General features: G+C 74.0%; 18 protein-coding genes. 9 read left to right on the forward strand and 9 right to left on the reverse strand.

Features of this window, described 5'->3' with window-relative positions:
- A complete protein-coding gene (locus AC0IVP_RS07240; RefSeq protein WP_471755549.1) occupies positions 1 to 168 on the reverse strand; it encodes a hypothetical protein in 168 nt (55 codons plus the stop codon).
- 132 nt (positions 169 to 300) lie between these two features.
- Between AC0IVP_RS07240 and AC0IVP_RS07245 the strand changes: the two genes are divergently transcribed.
- The 4 genes from AC0IVP_RS07245 (at position 301) to AC0IVP_RS07260 (ending at position 3,450) form a co-directional block, all read left to right on the forward strand.
- Positions 301 to 948: an SIMPL domain-containing protein gene (locus tag AC0IVP_RS07245; RefSeq protein ID WP_471755551.1), complete on the forward strand. Its 648-nt coding sequence runs from the start codon at positions 301 to 303 to the stop codon at positions 946 to 948.
- Between the two features lie 40 nt (positions 949 to 988).
- On the forward strand, positions 989 to 1,915 hold the full coding sequence (gene ypfJ, locus AC0IVP_RS07250) for a KPN_02809 family neutral zinc metallopeptidase (protein WP_471755553.1): 927 nt from the start codon (positions 989 to 991) through the stop codon (positions 1,913 to 1,915).
- 10 nt (positions 1,916 to 1,925) lie between these two features.
- Positions 1,926 to 2,702: an enoyl-CoA hydratase/isomerase family protein gene (locus tag AC0IVP_RS07255; protein WP_471755555.1), complete on the forward strand. Its 777-nt coding sequence runs from the start codon at positions 1,926 to 1,928 to the stop codon at positions 2,700 to 2,702.
- 82 nt (positions 2,703 to 2,784) lie between these two features.
- Complete coding sequence (locus AC0IVP_RS07260; RefSeq protein ID WP_056296963.1) at positions 2,785 to 3,450, forward strand: NADPH-dependent F420 reductase; 666 nt, start codon at positions 2,785 to 2,787, stop codon at positions 3,448 to 3,450.
- A gap of 23 nt (positions 3,451 to 3,473) precedes the next feature.
- Here the strand turns inward: AC0IVP_RS07260 and AC0IVP_RS07265 are convergent, their stop codons facing one another.
- Positions 3,474 to 4,301: a siderophore-interacting protein gene (locus AC0IVP_RS07265; RefSeq protein ID WP_056296960.1), complete on the reverse strand. Its 828-nt coding sequence runs from the start codon at positions 4,299 to 4,301 to the stop codon at positions 3,474 to 3,476.
- Positions 4,302 to 4,408: 107 nt separating this feature from the next.
- Complete coding sequence (locus AC0IVP_RS07270) at positions 4,409 to 5,587, reverse strand: acyl-CoA dehydrogenase family protein (RefSeq protein ID WP_056296953.1); 1,179 nt, start codon at positions 5,585 to 5,587, stop codon at positions 4,409 to 4,411.
- 176 nt (positions 5,588 to 5,763) lie between these two features.
- On the opposite strand from AC0IVP_RS07270, the gene AC0IVP_RS07275 reads away from it, so the two are divergent.
- The 3 genes from AC0IVP_RS07275 (at position 5,764) to purT (ending at position 8,324) form a co-directional block, all read left to right on the forward strand.
- Complete coding sequence (locus tag AC0IVP_RS07275; protein ID WP_471755557.1) at positions 5,764 to 6,423, forward strand: hypothetical protein; 660 nt, start codon at positions 5,764 to 5,766, stop codon at positions 6,421 to 6,423.
- Positions 6,420 to 7,058, forward strand: coding sequence for a hypothetical protein (locus AC0IVP_RS07280; protein ID WP_056296947.1), 639 nt, complete (start codon positions 6,420 to 6,422; stop codon positions 7,056 to 7,058). The genes AC0IVP_RS07275 and AC0IVP_RS07280 overlap by 4 nt, the downstream gene beginning before the upstream one ends.
- Before the next feature lie 75 nt (positions 7,059 to 7,133).
- Positions 7,134 to 8,324 (forward strand): formate-dependent phosphoribosylglycinamide formyltransferase, encoded by a 1,191-nt coding sequence (gene purT / locus AC0IVP_RS07285; protein WP_471755559.1) that lies wholly within the window; start codon positions 7,134 to 7,136, stop codon positions 8,322 to 8,324.
- Here the strand turns inward: purT and AC0IVP_RS07290 are convergent, their stop codons facing one another.
- Positions 8,325 to 9,404: a winged helix DNA-binding domain-containing protein gene (locus tag AC0IVP_RS07290; protein ID WP_471755561.1), complete on the reverse strand. Its 1,080-nt coding sequence runs from the start codon at positions 9,402 to 9,404 to the stop codon at positions 8,325 to 8,327.
- A 165-nt stretch (positions 9,405 to 9,569) separates the two neighbouring features.
- Here AC0IVP_RS07290 and AC0IVP_RS07295 point away from each other — a divergent pair, with 165 nt between their 5' ends.
- Together AC0IVP_RS07295 and AC0IVP_RS07300 are read left to right on the forward strand one after the other, a co-directional pair.
- Positions 9,570 to 10,814 carry a DUF2786 domain-containing protein gene (locus AC0IVP_RS07295; RefSeq protein WP_471755563.1) on the forward strand — a complete coding sequence of 415 codons (1,245 nt, stop codon included), beginning with the start codon at positions 9,570 to 9,572 and terminating at the stop codon, positions 10,812 to 10,814.
- A 36-nt stretch (positions 10,815 to 10,850) separates the two neighbouring features.
- Positions 10,851 to 11,066: a hypothetical protein gene (locus tag AC0IVP_RS07300; protein WP_157519456.1), complete on the forward strand. Its 216-nt coding sequence runs from the start codon at positions 10,851 to 10,853 to the stop codon at positions 11,064 to 11,066.
- Positions 11,067 to 11,069: 3 nt separating this feature from the next.
- Here AC0IVP_RS07300 and AC0IVP_RS07305 read toward each other — a convergent pair whose 3' ends face one another.
- The 5 genes from AC0IVP_RS07305 to AC0IVP_RS07325 form a co-directional block, all read right to left on the reverse strand.
- Entirely contained in the window at positions 11,070 to 12,095 is a 1,026-nt protein-coding gene (locus AC0IVP_RS07305; RefSeq protein ID WP_235564841.1) for a LacI family DNA-binding transcriptional regulator, read from the reverse strand.
- Positions 12,096 to 12,216: 121 nt separating this feature from the next.
- The gene (gene yjfF / locus AC0IVP_RS07310) at positions 12,217 to 13,278 is read right to left on the reverse strand and encodes a galactofuranose ABC transporter, permease protein YjfF (protein ID WP_082557007.1); all 1,062 of its coding nucleotides are present in this window, start codon (positions 13,276 to 13,278) and stop codon (positions 12,217 to 12,219) included.
- The gene (locus AC0IVP_RS07315; protein WP_471755565.1) at positions 13,275 to 14,465 is read right to left on the reverse strand and encodes an ABC transporter permease; all 1,191 of its coding nucleotides are present in this window, start codon (positions 14,463 to 14,465) and stop codon (positions 13,275 to 13,277) included. The genes yjfF and AC0IVP_RS07315 overlap by 4 nt, the downstream gene beginning before the upstream one ends.
- Positions 14,458 to 16,017 carry a sugar ABC transporter ATP-binding protein gene (locus tag AC0IVP_RS07320; protein WP_056296925.1) on the reverse strand — a complete coding sequence of 520 codons (1,560 nt, stop codon included), beginning with the start codon at positions 16,015 to 16,017 and terminating at the stop codon, positions 14,458 to 14,460. Before AC0IVP_RS07320 ends, AC0IVP_RS07315 begins: the two co-directional genes overlap by 8 nt.
- Positions 16,018 to 16,114: 97 nt before the next feature.
- Positions 16,115 to 17,101 (reverse strand): ABC transporter substrate-binding protein, encoded by a 987-nt coding sequence (locus AC0IVP_RS07325; RefSeq protein WP_471755567.1) that lies wholly within the window; start codon positions 17,099 to 17,101, stop codon positions 16,115 to 16,117.
- Positions 17,102 to 17,326 lie beyond the last annotated feature (225 nt).

Here is a 17,326-nt window from a genome sequence, read left to right on the forward strand (position 1 = left end):
TCACTCGTTCGGTGGGCGGATCAGGCTCACCACGACGAGCCCCGCGAACACGACGGCGAACAGCAGCGTCGAGCTCTGACCGAGCAGCCAGGACGTGAGGCCGGCACTCAGCAGGCACAGCACGCCGAGCACCGCCAGGGTGACGAACCTGCCCTCGAGCAGCGACACCGCGACTCCCTCCACCGGAGCCACCGACACTGTCAGGCGCGGGTCACGGACCCGTCACGATCTCGCCGGGTACACCGACTCGTGATCTGCCAGGGTGACCCCGTCACCCTGCGCCACCACCGAGGAGGTCCCGTGGAACCCGCGCCCCGCGTCGTCGTCCGCGGCGACGTCACCCACCGGGTGGCCCCCGACCACGCCGAGCTGACCCTCACCGTCACCGGCCGGGACCGGCAGCGCGACCGTGCGCTGGCCCTCGTCGCCGACCACCAGCGCGGGGTCACCGACCTGCTGGAGCGCTTCGCCGACCTGGTCACCGAACACTCGACCCAGGGCGTGAGCGTGCACCCCGTCGTCGAGGGGCGGCACCGGGTCACCGGCCACCTGGCCTCGGTGTCCACCCGGGTCCGGGTCGCCGAGGTCGGGCGCGCCGGGGAGCTCGCCGTCGCCGCGGCCGCGCTGGAGGGCTGCGAGCTGTGGGGGCCGCACTGGGGCCTGGACCCGGACTCCCCCGCGCACGCCGCGGCCCGGACCGCGGCGATCGGCGAGGCGGTCACCCGGGCCCGCGGGTACGCCGCGGCCGTGGGCAGCACGCTCACCGGCCTGGTCGAGCTGCGCGACGTGGGTGCCGGTCACGGTGGGCTGCCGGTGTCCGCGACGGCCTCGCGCGCCTCCGGCCAGCCGGAGGCACCCGAGTTCGACCTCACCCCGGCACTGCAGGACGTGCACGGCGCCGTCGAGGCCGTGTTCACCCTCACCCCACCCGACCTGGACGCGCTGTGAGCACAGCCCGCCCGACCACGACCACCACGCAGGAGCAGCCATGAGGTACCGCGAGGGCGCCGACATCGACACCTCCGGAGTGCAGGACCGTCGCGGCGGGGGCGGTGGTCGGGGCGGCCGCGGCCTGGCCGTCGGCGGCGGTGGGCTCGGCGTCGTCGGGCTGATCGTCGTGGTGCTGTTCCAGGTCCTCGGCGGCGGCGGGGGCGGGGGCGGGTCCGCGTCGTCCGGGCTGCAGGACGTGCTCGGCGGGCTGAGCCAGGGCGAGACCGCCGACAACACCCAGCTGGAGCAGTCCTGCCAGACCGGGGCCGACGCCAACGACAGCGCCGACTGCGCGACGGCGGCCAACATCGACTCGATCCAGGACTTCTGGGAGCAGAACCTGGAGGGCTACGTGCCCACCGACACCGTGTTCTTCTCCGGCCAGGTGCAGACCCGGTGCGGTGGGGCCACCTCGGGCTCGGGGCCGTTCTACTGCCCGGCCGACCAGCTGGTCTACATCGACCTGTCCTTCTACCAGGACCTGCAGACCCAGTTCGGCGCCGAGGGCGGGCCCTTCGTCAACGCCTACATCCTGGCCCACGAGTACGGCCACCACGTGCAGAACCTGCTGGGCACCAACGCCCAGGTCCAGCCCGGGGAGACCGGCCCCACCAGCGGCACCGTGCGGCTGGAGCTGCAGGCCGACTGCTATGCCGGCACCTGGGCCAACCACGCCACGACCGTGCCCGACGAGTCCGGGGCGCCGCTGATCGAGGAGATCACCTCCGACGACGTCGACGCGGCCCTCGACGCCGCCGGCCGGATCGGCGACGACTTCATCCAGACCAACCTGGGCGACGGCAACGTCGACCAGGACGCCTTCACCCACGGCTCCTCCGAGCAGCGCCAGCGCTGGTTCACCACCGGCTTCGAGTCCGGTGACCCCAACGCCTGCGACACCTTCGGCACCGACGACCTGGGATGAGCGACCTGGGATGAGCGACCTCACGGTCACGGTCGACGGGGCGGTCGCCACGCTGACCATCGACCGGGCGCACAAGCGCAACGCGATGACCGGTGCCATGTGGGCCGCGGTCCCGGGGCTGCTGGACGGCCTGGCCGCCGACGAGCGGGTCCGGGTGCTGGTGGTGACCGGGGCCGGCCCCTCGTTCTGCTCCGGCGCCGACATCTCCGACCTGCTCGGCGGCCCGGACCCCGCCGACCCGATGGCGCAGCTGCGGGCGGCGAACCTGGCCGCCCAGCACGCCCTCCGGCACTTCCCGCGCCCGACGGTCGCGCTGGTCCGCGGGCACTGCATCGGCGGCGGCGTCGAGCTCGCGGCCTGCTGCGACCTGCGGTTCGCCGACGACACCGCCGTCTTCGGTGTCACCCCGGCCAAGGTCGGCATCGTCTACCCGCCGGCCCCGACCCGGGCCCTGCTGGACCTGGTCGGGCCGGCCACCACGAAGCGGCTGCTGCTCAGCGGGGAGCTGCTGGACGCCGCGACCGCGCTGCGGGTGGGCCTGGTCGACGAGGTGACCTCCCCCGCCGACCTGGCCGACGTCGTCGCCCGGTCCGCCACCGTCCTCGCCTCCCGGTCGGCGCTGTCCCAGCGGGCCACCAAGGAGGTCGTCGCCGCCCTCCTGCACGGCGGGGACGCCGAGGCCGTCGCGGACCGCTGGTACCGGGAGACCACCACCGCCGGCGAGCTGGCCGAGGGCGTGGCCGCGTTCACCCAGCGCCGTCCCCCGCGCTTCCCGTGGACCGGCTGAGCGGAGTGCCGGCGCCCAGGAGAACTCCTCCTGGGCACTCCGCAGGGAGGAATGCGCGGGGACGCCCGGCGTTCGACCCCACATGACCACCATCGGCATCATCGGCGCCGGCCAGATCGGCGCCCAGCTCGCCCGCATCAGCACCGACGCCGGCTACGACGTCGTCCTGTCCAACTCCCGCGGCCCGGAGACCCTGGCCGACCTGGTCGCCGAGATCGAGGCCCGCCCGTCGCGGCAGGGCTCCATCCGGGCGGCCACCGCCACCGAGGCCGGGGAGGCCGGCGAGGTCGTCGTCGTCACCGTCCCGCTGAAGAACCTGGCCGACGTGCCGGTCGAGCCGCTGGCCGGCAAGACCGTCATCGACACCAACAACTACTACCCCGAGCGGGACGGCCACATCGCCGAGCTCGACGAGGAGACGACGACCACCGCGGAGATGGCCCAGCGCCACCTGCCCACCTCGACGGTCGTCAAGGCGTTCAACCACATCTACAGCGAGCACCTGACCAGCAAGCGCACCGCCACCGGCACCGAGCACCGCCGGGCGCTGGTCATCGCCGGGGACGACGCCGACGCCAAGGCGTGGGTGGCCGGCTACATCGACGCCATCGGCTTCGACACCTTCGACGTCGGCCCGCTCGCCGAGGGCTGGCGCATCCAGCGCGACACCCCCGGCTACGGCCCGGAGTTCGACGTCGAGCAGCTCCGCGAGGCCACGGCCCAGGCCAAGCGCTACCGCGACATGTGACCCACGGGGCCGCGCCCGCCGTCTCAGACGGTGAGCGCGGCCTCGTCGGCCTCGACGGCAGCGTTCCACTCGGGCTTCTCGGCCTGCCACCGGTCCTCGGTGCGGCCCAGCCGCCAGTAGCCCGACACGCTCATCAGCTCGCGCGGCAGGTCCAGCTCGGCCCGCAGGAACCGGCGCAGCTCGCGGACGAACCCGGCCTCCCCGTGCACGAAGGCGTGCGGGGTGCCCTCGGGACGGTCCGCGGCCAGCACCGCCGCCGTGAGGGCGGCACCGACCGGCTGCGAACCGCGGTACACCCAGGTGACGCCGGGCAGGTCCTGCTCGTCGGCCGGGCCCTCGACCTCGACGAACACCTGCGCCGGGACGCCGTCCGGCAGCCGGGGCAGTGCCGCGGCGATCGCGGGCAGCGCGGAGTCGTCGCCGGCCAGCAGGTGCCAGGCGGCGTCCGGGGCGGGGGCGTAGGCGCCGCCGGGCCCGGCGAACTGCAGCAGGTCGCCGGGCTGCGCGGCCGCGGCCCAGGGGCCTGCGACGCCGTCGTCCCCGTGGGTGACGAAGTCGATGGTGAGCTCGGTGGCCTCGGCGTCCCAGGCGCGCACGGTGTACGTGCGGCTGACCGGCCACAGCTCGCGCGGCTGCTCGGCCTGGACGGCGTCGACGTCGAAGGGCGCGGCGTAGGGCGCCCCGGCCGGTGGGAGCTGCAGCTTGACGTAGTGGTCGGTGAAGTCGCCGGCGCCGAAGCCGGCCAGCGACTCCCCGCCGAGGACGACGCGGACCAGGTGCGGGGTCACCCGCTCGGTGCGGACGACGGTGCCCACCCGGGTCACCCGGCGCTTGCGCGGTGCCTGTGTCACGCGGTCCTCCACGGTCGTACTGGTTAGGGTCACCTAACTGTACGCCCCGCGGGTGGAGTGGCAGGGCGCGGATCCCGCGTCCCTGTCACTCCACCAGCGCTGCAGCCTCAGACGAAGGCGCTCATCCCGGTGACCGAGCGGCCCACGATGAGGGTGTTCATCTCCCGGGTGCCCTCGTAGGAGTACAGCGCCTCGGCGTCGTTGAAGTACCGGATGACGTTGTTCTCCAGCACGATCCCGTTGCCCCCGAACAGCTCGCGGGCCATCGCCACGGTCTCTCGCCCGCGGGCGGTGACGTAGGCCTTGGCCAGCGCGGCCTGGTCGTCGCGCAGGTCGTCGGTCTCCTGCAGCTGGGCGATCCGCACGACCATGCCCAGCGAGGCGGTGACGTTGCCGAGCATCTTGGCCAGCAGGTCCTGGATCAGCTGGTAGCTGCCGATCGGCTTGCCGAACTGCTCGCGCTCCTTGGCGTAGGCCACCGCGTACTCGTAGGCGCCCATCTGGCAGCCGACACCGGACCAGGCCACCCCGCCGCGGGTCACCTTGAGGACCTTGTTGACGTCCTTGAAGGTGTTGCCGCCCTCGAGCTTGTGGTCGGCGGGGATGCGGCAGTCGACGAAGGTGATGTCGGCGTTCTGCACGGTCCGCAGCGCGAACTTGTCCTCGATCTTGGTGGCGGTGAAGCCCGGGGTGCCCTTGTCCACGACGAAGGTCTTCACCGCGTCGTCGGCCTCGTCCCGGGCGAAGACGACGACGTGGTCGGCGAAGGTGCCGTTGCCGATCCAGCGCTTGGCGCCGTTGAGCACCCAGGAGTCACCGTCCCGGCGGGCGGTGGTGCGCAGGCCGCGGGCGACGTCGGAACCGCCCTCGGGCTCGGTGAGGGCGAAGGCGCCGATCTTGTCCATCGACATCATCTCCGGGATCCAGCGCTGCCGCTGCTCCTCCGAGCCCAGGATCATGATCGAGCCCATCGCCAGGCCGTTGTGCACGCCCAGGAAGGTGGCGATCGAGGGGTCGACGCGGGACAGCTCCAGTGCCTGGAACCCGCCGTAGAGCTTGGACGCCGGCACCCGGCCGTCCCACTCGTAGGCGCGCCCCACCACGTCGATCGAGGCGAACTCGGGGATCAGGTCCATCGGGAACTCGGCGGCGGCCCAGGCGGCGTTCACCCGCGGGCGCACCTTCTCGTCCAGGAACTCCCGGAGCGACTGCAGCTCCTTGCGCTCCTCGTCGGACAGCAGGGTCTCGTACCCGAAGAAGTCCCCGGTCAGCAGGTCGGCGGTCATGTGGTGGGTTCTCCTCGTGACGACGGTGTCTCCCCGTCGATGGTCCGCCGGTCACCCGCCGGTAGCCACTCCGGGGCGGTGGGCGTCGTCACCGTCGACCGGCCGGCCGTCGGAGGGCCCTGCCTCACTAGTGTCGACGTCACCACCCACCGTTGCCCGGAGGTCACGTGCGGTTCGTGAGGGGTCTCGTCCTGGGGCTGGGGCTGGGGTCCGTGGGTGCCTTCGCGGCCGACGTCGCCCGTCCGTACTCGGCCCTGTCCGCGTTCGTCCTGCTCACGGTGTCCGGGCTCCTCGCCCTGCGCTCCCCGCAGCGCCCGCAACCGGGCACCCGACCGGGCCGCGGACGGACACCCGCCCGGCCCCCCGGCGCCCCCGGCTTCTCCGCCGGCCGGGTCCTGGGGGACGCCCTGGAGTGGGCGACGCGGCAGCACGGTGTGACGACGCTGGAACGCATCGAGGTGACCGACGACGAGGTCGAGCTGACCGTGGCCGGTCCGACGGTGCTGACGACCATCACGGTGCGCGCGGACCCGTCCGCGCCGGGCGGGTTCACCGCCCGCGTCGAGCCCGCCGCGGCGGACCCGGCGAGCGGCCCGTTCCCGCCCGTCCGCTTCTCCCCCCGGGACGTCGGTCCCCACGCGTTGTCCCGGGTCCTCGACCGGGCCCGCCTGCAGCACCCCGACACCTGGGGTGGGGACCAGGACCTGGTGACGGTCGTGGACGTGCCCACGGGGTTGCGCGACGAGGTCACCCTCCGGGTGCAGGGCGACTGGGGCGACGTGCTCTGGGCCACGGCGTCCGGGGACCTCCTCTACGTCCAGCAGGACGCGCTGTGACCCCGCCGATCCCCTCGGCCACCGCGCCCGCCGGCGGCCGGTCCGGGCCCGGTGGGCGTGCCGTGGGCCTGGTCGTGGGCCTCCTGCTGTGCCTCGGCGCGGTGGTCGCGGAGAAGGCCGGCCTGGCGCCCGCGCTCGCCTCCCAGGGGTCCGACGAGGCAGCGGACCGCTCCACCGAGGACGTCCCCTTCACCGAGCCCGACCGCCTGCAGACCGCGCTCGACGCCGCCGTCGCCCAGGCCGGCAGCAGCCGTGCGACCCAGGTCTCGGTGGACGACGGCGAGGTCTCGGTCGTGCTCTTCGACCCGACCAGCCAGGTCTGGACCCGGTACCACGAGTACGCCTTCGACTCCCCCGGCGACGGCGACTCCGACACGCTGGCCTCGGCACCGCCGCCGGAGGCGGAGTTCGCCCTCGACGGGGTCACCGGTGCTGTGCTGACCGACCTGCTCACCACGGGCAACCGGGCGCTGCGCCAGGACGCCGAGGACGTCGACTTCCTTCAGCTGGTCGTGGAACGACCCTTCCCCGCCTACGGCGACGTGCTCGTGACGGTCTCCGAGCGCTACAGCCCGTCGAGCTCGCGGGTGTGGTTGTCGCTGGAGGGCACGGTGCTGCGCGCCGAGGTCGACTGACCCGCCGGCCTCACCCGGTGCCCGCCGGCGACGGGCTCCCGGGTCGGTCCAGGCGAGGCCGTTTAGCCTCCACGCATGGTCTCCCTGGGCACGCCGCTCTCCCCGTCCGCGACCCGCGTGATGCTGCTGGGCAGCGGTGAGCTGGCCAAGGAGGTGCTGATCGCGCTGCAGCGCCTGGGCGTGGAGACCATCGCGGTGGACCGCTACGACGACGCGCCCGGCCACCAGGTCGCCCACCACCAGCGCACCATCACCATGAGCGACCCGGCGCAGCTGCGCGCACTCGTCGAGGCGGAGCGGCCCGACGTCGTCGTCCCCGAGATCGAGGCGATAGCGACCCCGACGCTGGTGGAGCTGGAGGCCGAGGGCGTCCGGGTGGTGCCGACCGCCCGCGCGGCCCGGCTGACCATGGACCGGGAGGGCATCCGCCGCCTCGCCGCCGAGACCCTGGGCCTGCCGACCAGTGACTACCGGTTCTGCGACTCCCTCGAGGAGCTGCAGGCCGGTGCCACCGCCGTCGGGTTCCCATGCGTGGTCAAGCCGGTGATGTCCTCCTCCGGGAAGGGGCAGAGCACCCTGCGCACCGCGGACGACGTCGCCGGTGCCTGGGAGCACGCGATGGCCGGCAGCCGGGTCGCCGGCACCCGGGTGATCGTGGAGGGCTTCGTCGACTTCGACTACGAGATCACCCTGCTGACCGTCCGCTCGCTGCGCGACGGGCAGCCGGTGACCGACTTCTGCGCGCCGATCGGCCACCGCCAGGAGGCCGGTGACTACGTCGAGAGCTGGCAGCCCCAGCCGATGTCCGAGCTCGCCCTGGAGCGCGCGCAGGCCATCGCGGCCGCGGTCACCGACGACCTGGGCGGGCTGGGCCTGTTCGGCGTCGAGCTGTTCGTCCGCGGCGACGACGTGTGGTTCTCCGAGGTCAGCCCGCGGCCCCACGACACCGGCATGGTCACCATGTCCACCCAGTGGCAGAACGAGTTCGAGCTGCACGCCCGCGCCCTGCTCGGCCTGCCGGTGGACACCTCGCTGCGCAACGCCGGCGCCTCGGCCGTCGTCTACGGCGGGGTGGAGGCCACCGGCATCGTCTTCGACGGCGTCGACGAGGCCCTCGCCGTCCCCGGGGTCGACATCCGCCTCTTCGGGAAGCCCGAGAGCTTCACCCGTCGCCGGATGGGCGTGGCCCTGGCCCGCGACGAGGACGTCGACACCGCCCGGGCCACCGCCCGCGACGCCGCCGGGAAGATCCGCCCGCGCGCCTGATCAGGCGCCGCCGCGGAAGACGAGCACCGCGGCCGCGGCCGCCTCGTACCGTGCCGCCACCTCGTCGGGCACGTCGACGAAGGGGGTGACGTCGACGGCCGCGCGCCCCCGGGTGACGACCCGGCGCCAGGTCCCGACCACCTGGCCGTCATCGGCGACGACGGGGGAGAACACGCCGTTCTGGCCGGGCACCACCCGGTCGGCGTGCTCGGGGGCCAACCCGTGCGAGCGGTCGGTGTAGCCCAGCAGCACCTCGTCGTAGCCGGCCAGCGCCAGCACCCCGCCGGGCTCGGCCGGGGGCGGGTCACCGAGGGTCCAGTGCACCCCGTCACCGCACCGCACCTCGGTCAGCTCGTCGCGCACCGCGGCCAGCCCGGCGCGGACCTCGGTGAGCGTCAGCTTGGTCCACCAGGCGAGGTCGCGGTCGCTGGCCGGCCCGTGTCCGGCCAGGTAGCGGCGGACCACCTCGGCCACGGCGCTCCCGCGGTCGGTCGGGGACTCCCCCGGAGCCCACTCGTCCAGCAGCACGAAGCCCTGCGCCGGACCGCCCGCCGCACCTCCGTGCCGGGGGCCCAGGCAGAGCAGCCCCTCGTGGGCCAGCCGGCCGTACAGGTGCGGCCCGCGCTGACCGGACACGTCCAGCCCGGCTGCGGTGAAGGCCGCCAGCAACTCCGGCCGGGAGAGCACCCCACCCCCGGTCAGCTCGGCGCGGGCGACGGCGCCGGCCCGTGCGACGTCGGCCTCGGTCAGTCCCAGCTGCCGGTGCCGGCCGGCCGTCTGGGCGACCTGCCGCGCACCGGTCAGCGACAGCAGCAGCCGCAGGTCGGCCGGGGCGAGGGCGAACAGCGTGCCGCGCATCGGCCACGCCCGGACCACCTCGCCGGAGTCGAAGGCGGCCCAGACGTCCTCGACGCTGCTGCCGGCCAGCCGGGAGCCGATCGCCCACTCGACCTGCCGGAGGTCCTGGCCCTGCAGCGCGAACGCCCCGCGGACGACGTCGGCGACCGACGTCCCCAGCGGGCGGGTCAGCCCCTGGGCGGCCAGCCGCATCCGCAGCAGGGTCCGCACGTCGACGTCCATCGGGCCTCCCGGGTCAGGTGGGCGGCACGGTAGCGCCGGGGTCCGACGGTCCGGGCCGGCACAGGAGGGGACGGCGGTGCCGGCCGTCGTCCACACCGGGGGGTGCCGTCCACCGGCCCCACCCGCGGGGGCCGTGCCGACGCCGGGGTGGGGCAGGCTCGGGGCATGCGCACCCCCTGGCGGACCGGCCGCGCCCGGCGGCCCGACGACGACCCGGTCCTGGCGCTGGTGCTGGCCGCGGCCGACGCGGTACGGGAGGCCGACCTCCCCGCGGAGGCACTCGACCCGGTGACCGCCGAGCTGGCCCGGCGGGTGCCCGGGGTCGACTCCCCCGACGTGCAGGACGCCCTGGTCCGGGCGGTGTCCGACCTGCACGACCGGGGCTGGCAGCCCGCCGACGTCGTGCACGTCACCGGTCGCCGGGTCAACCGGCGGGCCGGGCGGTTGGCCGCCGCGGTGCTGGTCACCGACGCTGCCACCACCCGGGCGGCCGACCGGGCACCGCTGGCCTGGGCCGACCAGCTCCCCGGCCTCGGGACGGCGTCCGGGCTCAGCGGCTGGCGGGCCACCACCGAGGTCGATGCGGCCACCGCGTGGCGGGACGTCGTCCGGGTGCTGGCGCTGCTGCCCACGCTCCCCCGGCTCGAGCAGCTGCTGCCCGGGCCGTCCGCCTGGCCCGAGCACCGGGCGGCCGGCGGCCCGGCCCGCGGCGGTCCCGTGGACCAGAAGGTGCTGGGCCGGGTGCGCGGGCTGCTGGCCAAGGCCGAGCGCACCGAGTTCCCGGAGGAGGCCGACGCGCTGACCGCGAAGGCCCAGCAGCTGATGAGCCGGCACGCCATCGATGCCGCGGTGCTCGCCGACCGCGGGACGGTCGACCTGGGCGCGGACGTGCTGGCCCGACGACTGCACCTGGACGACCCCTACGCCGAACCCAAGGCCCACCTGCTCCAGGCCGTCGCCACGGCGAACGGCTGCCGGGTGGTTCTGCTGACCGAGCTGGGCATCGCCACGGTCGTCGGGCTCCCGACCGACCTGGGGCTGGTGGAGCTGCTGTTCACCTCGCTGCTGCTGCAGGCCACCCGCGCCCTGGCCGCCGCCACCTCCGGCGGCACGGGTGCCCGCACGGCGGTCTTCCGCCGCGGCTTCCTCTACTCCTACGCCACCCGGGTGGGCGAACGGCTCGTCCAGGCGCGGGAGCAGGCCACCGCCGAGGCGGCCGGTGCGCACGGCAGCGCCCTGGTCCCGGTGCTCGCCCGCCGCGACGAGGCGGTCGCCGCGACCGTGCAGGAGCTCTTCCCGCGGCTGCGCACCCGGCCGGGCCGGACGGTGGACGCCGCGGGCTGGCACGCCGGCCGTCGGGCCGCCGAGGACGCCGACCTGGGACCGGGGCGGACGCCGCTGCACCGGTGACCCCACCGCGCCCGCGGGTGCGCCATGATCAGCGGCGTGGACACGACCCTGGTGCGCTGGGCCCTCGCGGTGGCGTTGCTGGGTGCCGGCGCGGTGCTGCTCGCGGTCTTCCTCCGGGTCGTCCGCCCGGCGATGAAGGCCGGCGGCCCACCGGACGGCCGGGCCGCGCTGCGCCGGATGGCCCTGCTGCCGGCCGGACTGGCCTGCACGGCCGCCGGCCTGGCCGTCGCGGTCAGCGCACTCCTGAGCTGAGGTTCAGCGCCGCACGGGCCCGGTCGAGGCCCGCACCACCAGCCGGCTGGGCACCACGACCGGCTGACCCTGGAACCACCGCTCGGCTGCGTCGATCCGCTCGACCAGGACGTCGACGCACCGCCGTCCCACCTCGGCGAAGTCCTGGTGCACCGTGGTCAGCGGCGGCCGCAGGTACCCCGCCTCGGCGATGTCGTCGAAGCCCACGACGCTGACGTCGCCGGGCACGTCCACCCCGGCCTCGGACAGCGCCCGCACCAACCCCAGCGCCATGTGGTCGTTCCCCACGAAGACCGCGGTGACCTCGGGCCACCGCTCGTGCAGCAGCAGCCCGGCGTCGTACCCGGACCGAGCGCTCCAGTCCCCGGCCAGCGGCTCCCGCGCGGTCAGCCCGGCCGCGAGGACCGCCTGCCGCCAGCCGTCGGCCCGGGCGTTGGCCTCCAGCCAGTCCTCCCGGCCGCGGACGTGCGCGATCTCGGTGTGGCCCAGCTCGATGAGGTGACGGGTGGCCTGCAGTGCGCCGTCGAACTGGTCCACCACCACCGACGGCACGCCCGGTGCCGCCCCGCCCTCGACCGCCACGGCCGGCAGGTCCGCCGGGAGCCCCGCCATCACCTGGACCGCGGCCCGCTGCGGGGCCAGGACCACCACACCGCACACCGACTGGTCGACCAACCGGTCGACGGCGTCGGCGAAGGCCTGCGGGTCCGGGTCGGGCACGGTGACCACGTGCACCTCGTAGCCGGCCGCGCGGGCGGCCTGCTCCAGGCTGAACAGCGTGCTGGCCGGGCCGTGCAGCGTGGTGTCGAAGGCGATCACGCCGATGGTGTCGGACTGCCGGCGGGCCAGCGCCCGCGCCGTCAGGTTGCGCCGGTAGCCCAGCTTGGCCATCGCGGCCAGCACGCGCTCGCGGGTCTCGTCCTTGACGTAGGGGTGGTCGTTGAGCACCCGCGAGACGGTCTGGTGGGAGACCCCGGCGAGCTGGGCGACGTCGGCCATGACGGCCGGTCGGCTCGACCGTGGCTCCACCCTGACCTCCCGCCCGCCCGCCGGCGGTGTCCGGGGGTCCGGTCCGGATCGTCTCACCCGCGGGGCGGGGACGAGGCCCGCGGCCTCCTCGTCCCGCCCCGGACGAGCGAGGACGGTCACGTCAGGTCACCGACCGATCCCGGCGGGTGGTGACCCGCTGCACGACGACGAACACCAGCAGCAGCACCCCGATCGTGATCTTGGTCCACCAGGAGCTCAGTCCACCGTCGAAGCTGATCAAGGACTGGATCGTGCCCAGCACGAGCACACCCAGCAGCGACCCGACGACCAGGCCCCGACCACCGGTCAGCAGCGTGCCGCCGATGACCACCGCGGCGATCGCGTCCAGCTCCAGGCCGATGGCGTGCAGGCTCCAGCCCGACAGGATGTAGAGGCTGAAGAGCAGGCCACCCAGCGCTGAGCAGAAGCCGCTGATCACGTAGACGCCGACCTTGGTGCGTCCCACGGCCAGGCCCATCAGCCCGGCGGACTGCTCGCTGCCGCCGATCGCGTAGACCGTGCGGCCGAAGCGGGTGCGGTGCAGCACGTAGACGGCGACGGCGACCACCACCAGGGCGATGACGACGCCGTAGGTCAGGTAGGTGTTGCCGGGCAGCTCGATCACGTTCTGGGCCAGACCGGTGAACAGCTCGTCCCGGATCGGGATGGAGGGCTCGCTGATCACGAAGCACAGGCCGCGGGCCAGGAACATCCCGGCCAGCGTGACGATGAAGGGCTGCAGCTGCAGGTGGTGCACCGCGGCCCCCATCGCCCAGCCCAGCGACGAGCCGATGGCCAGCACCAGCACGATCACCACCGGCGCGGGCCAGCCGGCCTCCAGCAGCGAGGCGGTGACCACGGTGGACAGCGCGACGACCGCACCGGAGGACAGGTCGATGCCCCCGGTGAGGATCACGAACGTCATCCCGACGGCCAGCACGATCAGGTGCGCGTTGTCCACCAGCAGGTTCAGCGCGACCTGCGGGTAGCCGAAGTTCTCGTACCGCGCGGACCCGGCGCCGAACAGCACGACGAGGAGGACCGCGGTGACCAGCACGGAGAAGGTGCTGGATCCGGTGTCGGTGCGGCGCAGCCAGGCGTAGGCCGACTGGGCGGCGGTACGCCGCGGGGCGGTGTCCTCCGGCGCCGGGGCGGGCGCGGGACGGGTGTCGGAGACGGTCATCGGAGGGCTCCCTGGTCGGAGTCGACGGAGCTGTCGGAGGTGGAGCTGGGGCCGTCGGCGGCCCGCGCCGGGGCGGGCACGGCCGGGGTGAGCGGCCGGGCGTCGGCACCGTCGACCGGGGGCACCGGGACGGCGGGGCTGGTGACGGCCCGGGGTCCACCGCGCCGGCGGCTCAGGGCGGCGCGGATGCGCGGGGCCTGCAGCAGGAAGACGGCGATGATGACGACGGCCTTGAAGAGCCGGATGTACTCGTCGGGGACGCCCATGGTGAGCACCGTGGTGGTCAGCGTCTGCAGGATCAGCGCGCCGATCACCGTGCCGGTCAGCGAGTAGCGGCCACCGGCCAGCGACGTGCCGCCGATGACGACGGCGAGGATGGCGTCCAGCTCGATGAAGAGCCCGGCCCGGTTGGCGTCTGCGGCGCTGACGTTCGCGGTGGTCATCAACCCGGCGACCGCGGCGGTGAAGGCGACGAAGACGTAGACGGTCCAGGTGATCGACCGGGACCGGACACCGGCGAGGCGGGCTGCCTCGGGGTTGGTGCCGACGGCCTCGATCAGGGTGCCCAGCGCCGTCCGGCGGGTGAGGGCCGCGACCAGCAGCAGCACGGCGAGGGTGAGGACGACCTGGGCCGGCAGGCCCAGGACGAAGCCGCCGCCCAGCCAGCTGAAGGCCGGGCTCTCGGCAGTGATGATCTGCCCGTCGGTGACCAGCATGGCCAGTCCGCGGCCGGCGGTCATCAGCACCAGGGTGGCGATGATCGGCTGGATGCCGATCACCGAGACCAGGAACCCGTTCCAGGCGCCCAGCAGCAGGCCGACGGCCAGCGCGGTGAGGATCGCGACGACGGCGGTGCCGGTCGAGGTCGGGTCCGACGAGCCCTCGATGATCGTGAAGGCGACGGACCCGGAGATCGCGAGCACGGCGCCGACCGACAGGTCGATCCCGCGGGTCGCGATGACCAGGGTCATGCCGACGGCGATGAGCAGGGTCGGGGCCGAGTTCTTCAGCACGTCGACCGGGGAGCCGAACAGGTGGCCGTCCTGGATGCGGAGGCCGAAGAAGCCGGGGTTGACCACGGCGTTGAACAGCAGCAGCGCCAGCAGGGCGGCTGCGGCCCAGACGACCGGGGAGGACAGGTCGACCCGGCGGCGCGGGGTGGGGGTCGGGCTCGGGGTCTCAGGCACGGTCGCCTCCACGGGCGATCAGGTCGACGACGTCGTCGAGGGTGGTGTCCCGGCCGTCGAGGTCGGCCACGGTGCGACGGTCGCGCAGGACGGTGATCCGGTCGCTGATCCGCAGCACCTCCTCGAGCTCGGCGGAGACGAAGACGACGGACATGCCCTCGGCGGCCAGCTGGCTGACGAGGGCCTGGATCTGGGCCTTGGCGCCGATGTCGATGCCGCGGGTGGGCTCGTCGAGCAGCAGCAGCCGGGGCTCGGTGAGCAGCCAGCGGGCCAGCAGCACCTTCTGCTGGTTGCCGCCGGACAGGTTGCGCAGCAGCGCGTTGGGGTCGGCGGGCCGGACGTCGAGGGCGGCGATGTACTTGGCCACCAGCTCGTCGCCGGTCTTCTTCGGGATGCGGCGCACCCAGCCACGGCGGGCCTGCAGGGCCAGCAGCACGTTGTCCCGGACGGTGAGGTCGCCGACGACGCCCTCGCCCTTGCGGTCCTCGGAGCAGAAGGCGATGCCCTGGGCGATCGCGGCGCGCGGGGTGCGCAGCCGGACCGGCTTGCCGTCGACCTCGACGGTGCCGGTGCTGGCCCGGTCCGCCCCGAAGAGCAGCCGGGTGAGCTCGGTGCGCCCGGAGCCCAGCAGCCCGGCCAGGCCGGTGACGCGACCGGCGTGCACGTCCAGGTCGGTGGGTGAGATGGCCCCGGTGCGGCCCAGGCCGCGGGCGGACAGCCGGGGGACGGCGTCGGTGGGTGCGGGCTGGGCGGCCGCGCGGTCCAGGTGCTCCAGGGTGGAGAGCTCGCGGCCGATCATCTCCTGCACCAGCTGCAGGCGGGGCAGGTCGGCGGTGCGGTGCTCGGCGACCAGGCGGCCATTGCGCAGCACCGTCATCCGGTCGCTGATCTCGTAGACCTGGTCCAGGAAGTGGGAGACGAAGAGGATCGCGACGCCGCGGTCGCGCAGCTCGCGGACGACGCGGAACAGCTCGGCGACCTCGCCGGCGTCCAGGCTGGAGGTGGGCTCGTCGAGCACCAGCACCTTGCAGTCGGTGTCCACGGCACGGGCGATCGCGACCAGTTGCTGGACGGCGATGGGGTGCCGGCCCAGGATGCTGCCGGGGTCGAGGTCCAGGTGCAGCTCGGCGAGCACCCGGCGGGCCCGGGCGCGTGAGGCGCGGGCGTCGATCGAGCCGCGCTTGCGGGGCTCGCGGCCCAGCACGATGTTCTCGGTGACGGTCAGGTTGGGGCAGAGGTTGACCTCTTGGTACACGGTGCTGATGCCGGCGGCCTGGGCGTCGGCGGGCACGCCGAAGAGCTGCTCCTGCCCGGCGACCGTCACCGTCCCGGCGTCGTACCGGTAGACCCCGGTCAGGGCCTTGATCAGGGTGGACTTGCCGGCACCGTTCTCGCCCATGAGGGCGTGCACCTCGCCGGGGAACAGCCGCAGGCCGACCCCGTCCAGCGCGCGGACGCCGGGGAACTCGATGGTGATGCCGGACATCTCGACGACGGGTGCCGTGGGTCCGGACCCTGGCGCTGGGGCGGTCAGCGGGACTGCGGTGGTCATGCCGTGCCTCTCCTGGCTGTGGGGACGCCCCGCCGTCGCGGGGGCGACGGCGGGGCGGGTGGCCGGGGTCCCGCGCGGCGGCGGGACCCCGGGCCGATCAGTACTCGCGGGTCGGCAGGGCCTCGATGGCCTGCTCCTGGGTGAAGGTGGTCTCCTCGGTGACGACGCGACGCTCGACCTCGTCGCCGGCGACGACGGCCTCGGCCAGCTCCATCAGCTGCTCACCGAGCAGCGGGTTGCACTCGACGATGAAGTTGATCTTGCCGTCGGCGAGGGCCTGCATGCCGTCGCGGACCGCGTCCACGGAGATGATCTGGATGTCGGTGCCGGGGGTCTTTCCCGCGGCCTCGATCGCCTCGATGGCGCCCAGGGCAATGTCGTCGTTGTGCGCGTAGACGGCGTTGATCTCGGGGTTGGAGTTCAGCAGCGCCTCCATGACCTCGCGGCCACCGGCGCGGGTGAAGTCACCGGACTGCGAGGCGACGACCTCGATGTTGTCGGTGCCCTCGATGGCCTCGGCGAAGCCCTCCTGGCGGTCGATGGCCGGCGCAGCACCCGTGGTGCCCTCGAGCTCGGCGACGAACGTGGGCTGCGAGCCCCAGTTCTCCACGGCCCACTCGCCGGCCTTCTTGCCCTCCTCGACGAAGTCCGAGCCGAGGAAGGTCTCGTAGAGGGACTCGTCCTCGGAGTCGACCGCGCGGTCGGTGAGGATGACCGGGATGCCGGCGCGCTGGGCCTCCAGCAGCACCGAGTCCCAGCCGGTCTCGACGACGGGGGAGAACGCGATGACGTCGACGCGCTGCTGGATGAAGGAGCGGATCGCCGAGATCTGGTTCTCCTGCTCGCCCTGGGCGTCGGAGAACTGCAGCTCGATCCCCGCGGCCTCGGCGGAGTCCTGGATGGAGGCCGTGTTCGCCGACCGCCAGCCGCTCTCGGCGCCGACCTGGGAGAAGCCCATCGTGATCGTGCCGTCGCCGCCACCGGAGGCGGAACCGCCGCCGCCGTCGCCGTCGCTGCCGCCACAGGCGGTCGCACCGAACGCCACCGCGACCGCGATCGCGGTCACCACCGTCTTCTTGAACACGAACTGCCTCCACGTGGTCTGCCGGCCGGGGACTCCGGACCGGTCTCGCCTGCTGCACCGAACTGCCGTCCTGCGCTGCGGGGAATCGACCACCCCTCGGTGGCGACTGCCCCGGCGTTGCGGCCCGGTCAGGTTCTTGGGGGCGAACTGTTAGCGCTCACACATGTGGTGTCAAGCACATCCCGTGTCACGGTTGTGCATCGGATCACAGCGGGCAGAAGCGAA

The organism is Klenkia sp. AC732, assembly GCF_979256525.1.

Coding starts and splice junctions, on each gene's coding strand:
- ypfJ (WP_471755553.1), top strand. CDS start 989: ATGAGGTACCGCGAGGGCGCCGACATCGACACCTCCGGAGTGCAGGAC.
- AC0IVP_RS07255 (WP_471755555.1), top strand. CDS start 1,926: ATGAGCGACCTCACGGTCACGGTCGACGGGGCGGTCGCCACGCTGACC.
- AC0IVP_RS07260 (WP_056296963.1), top strand. CDS start 2,785: ATGACCACCATCGGCATCATCGGCGCCGGCCAGATCGGCGCCCAGCTC.
- AC0IVP_RS07270 (WP_056296953.1), bottom strand. CDS start 5,587: ATGACCGCCGACCTGCTGACCGGGGACTTCTTCGGGTACGAGACCCTG.
- purT (WP_471755559.1), top strand. CDS start 7,134: ATGGTCTCCCTGGGCACGCCGCTCTCCCCGTCCGCGACCCGCGTGATG.
- AC0IVP_RS07290 (WP_471755561.1), bottom strand. CDS start 9,404: ATGGACGTCGACGTGCGGACCCTGCTGCGGATGCGGCTGGCCGCCCAG.
- AC0IVP_RS07295 (WP_471755563.1), top strand. CDS start 9,570: ATGCGCACCCCCTGGCGGACCGGCCGCGCCCGGCGGCCCGACGACGAC.
- yjfF (WP_082557007.1), bottom strand. CDS start 13,278: ATGACCGTCTCCGACACCCGTCCCGCGCCCGCCCCGGCGCCGGAGGAC.
- AC0IVP_RS07320 (WP_056296925.1), bottom strand. CDS start 16,017: ATGACCACCGCAGTCCCGCTGACCGCCCCAGCGCCAGGGTCCGGACCC.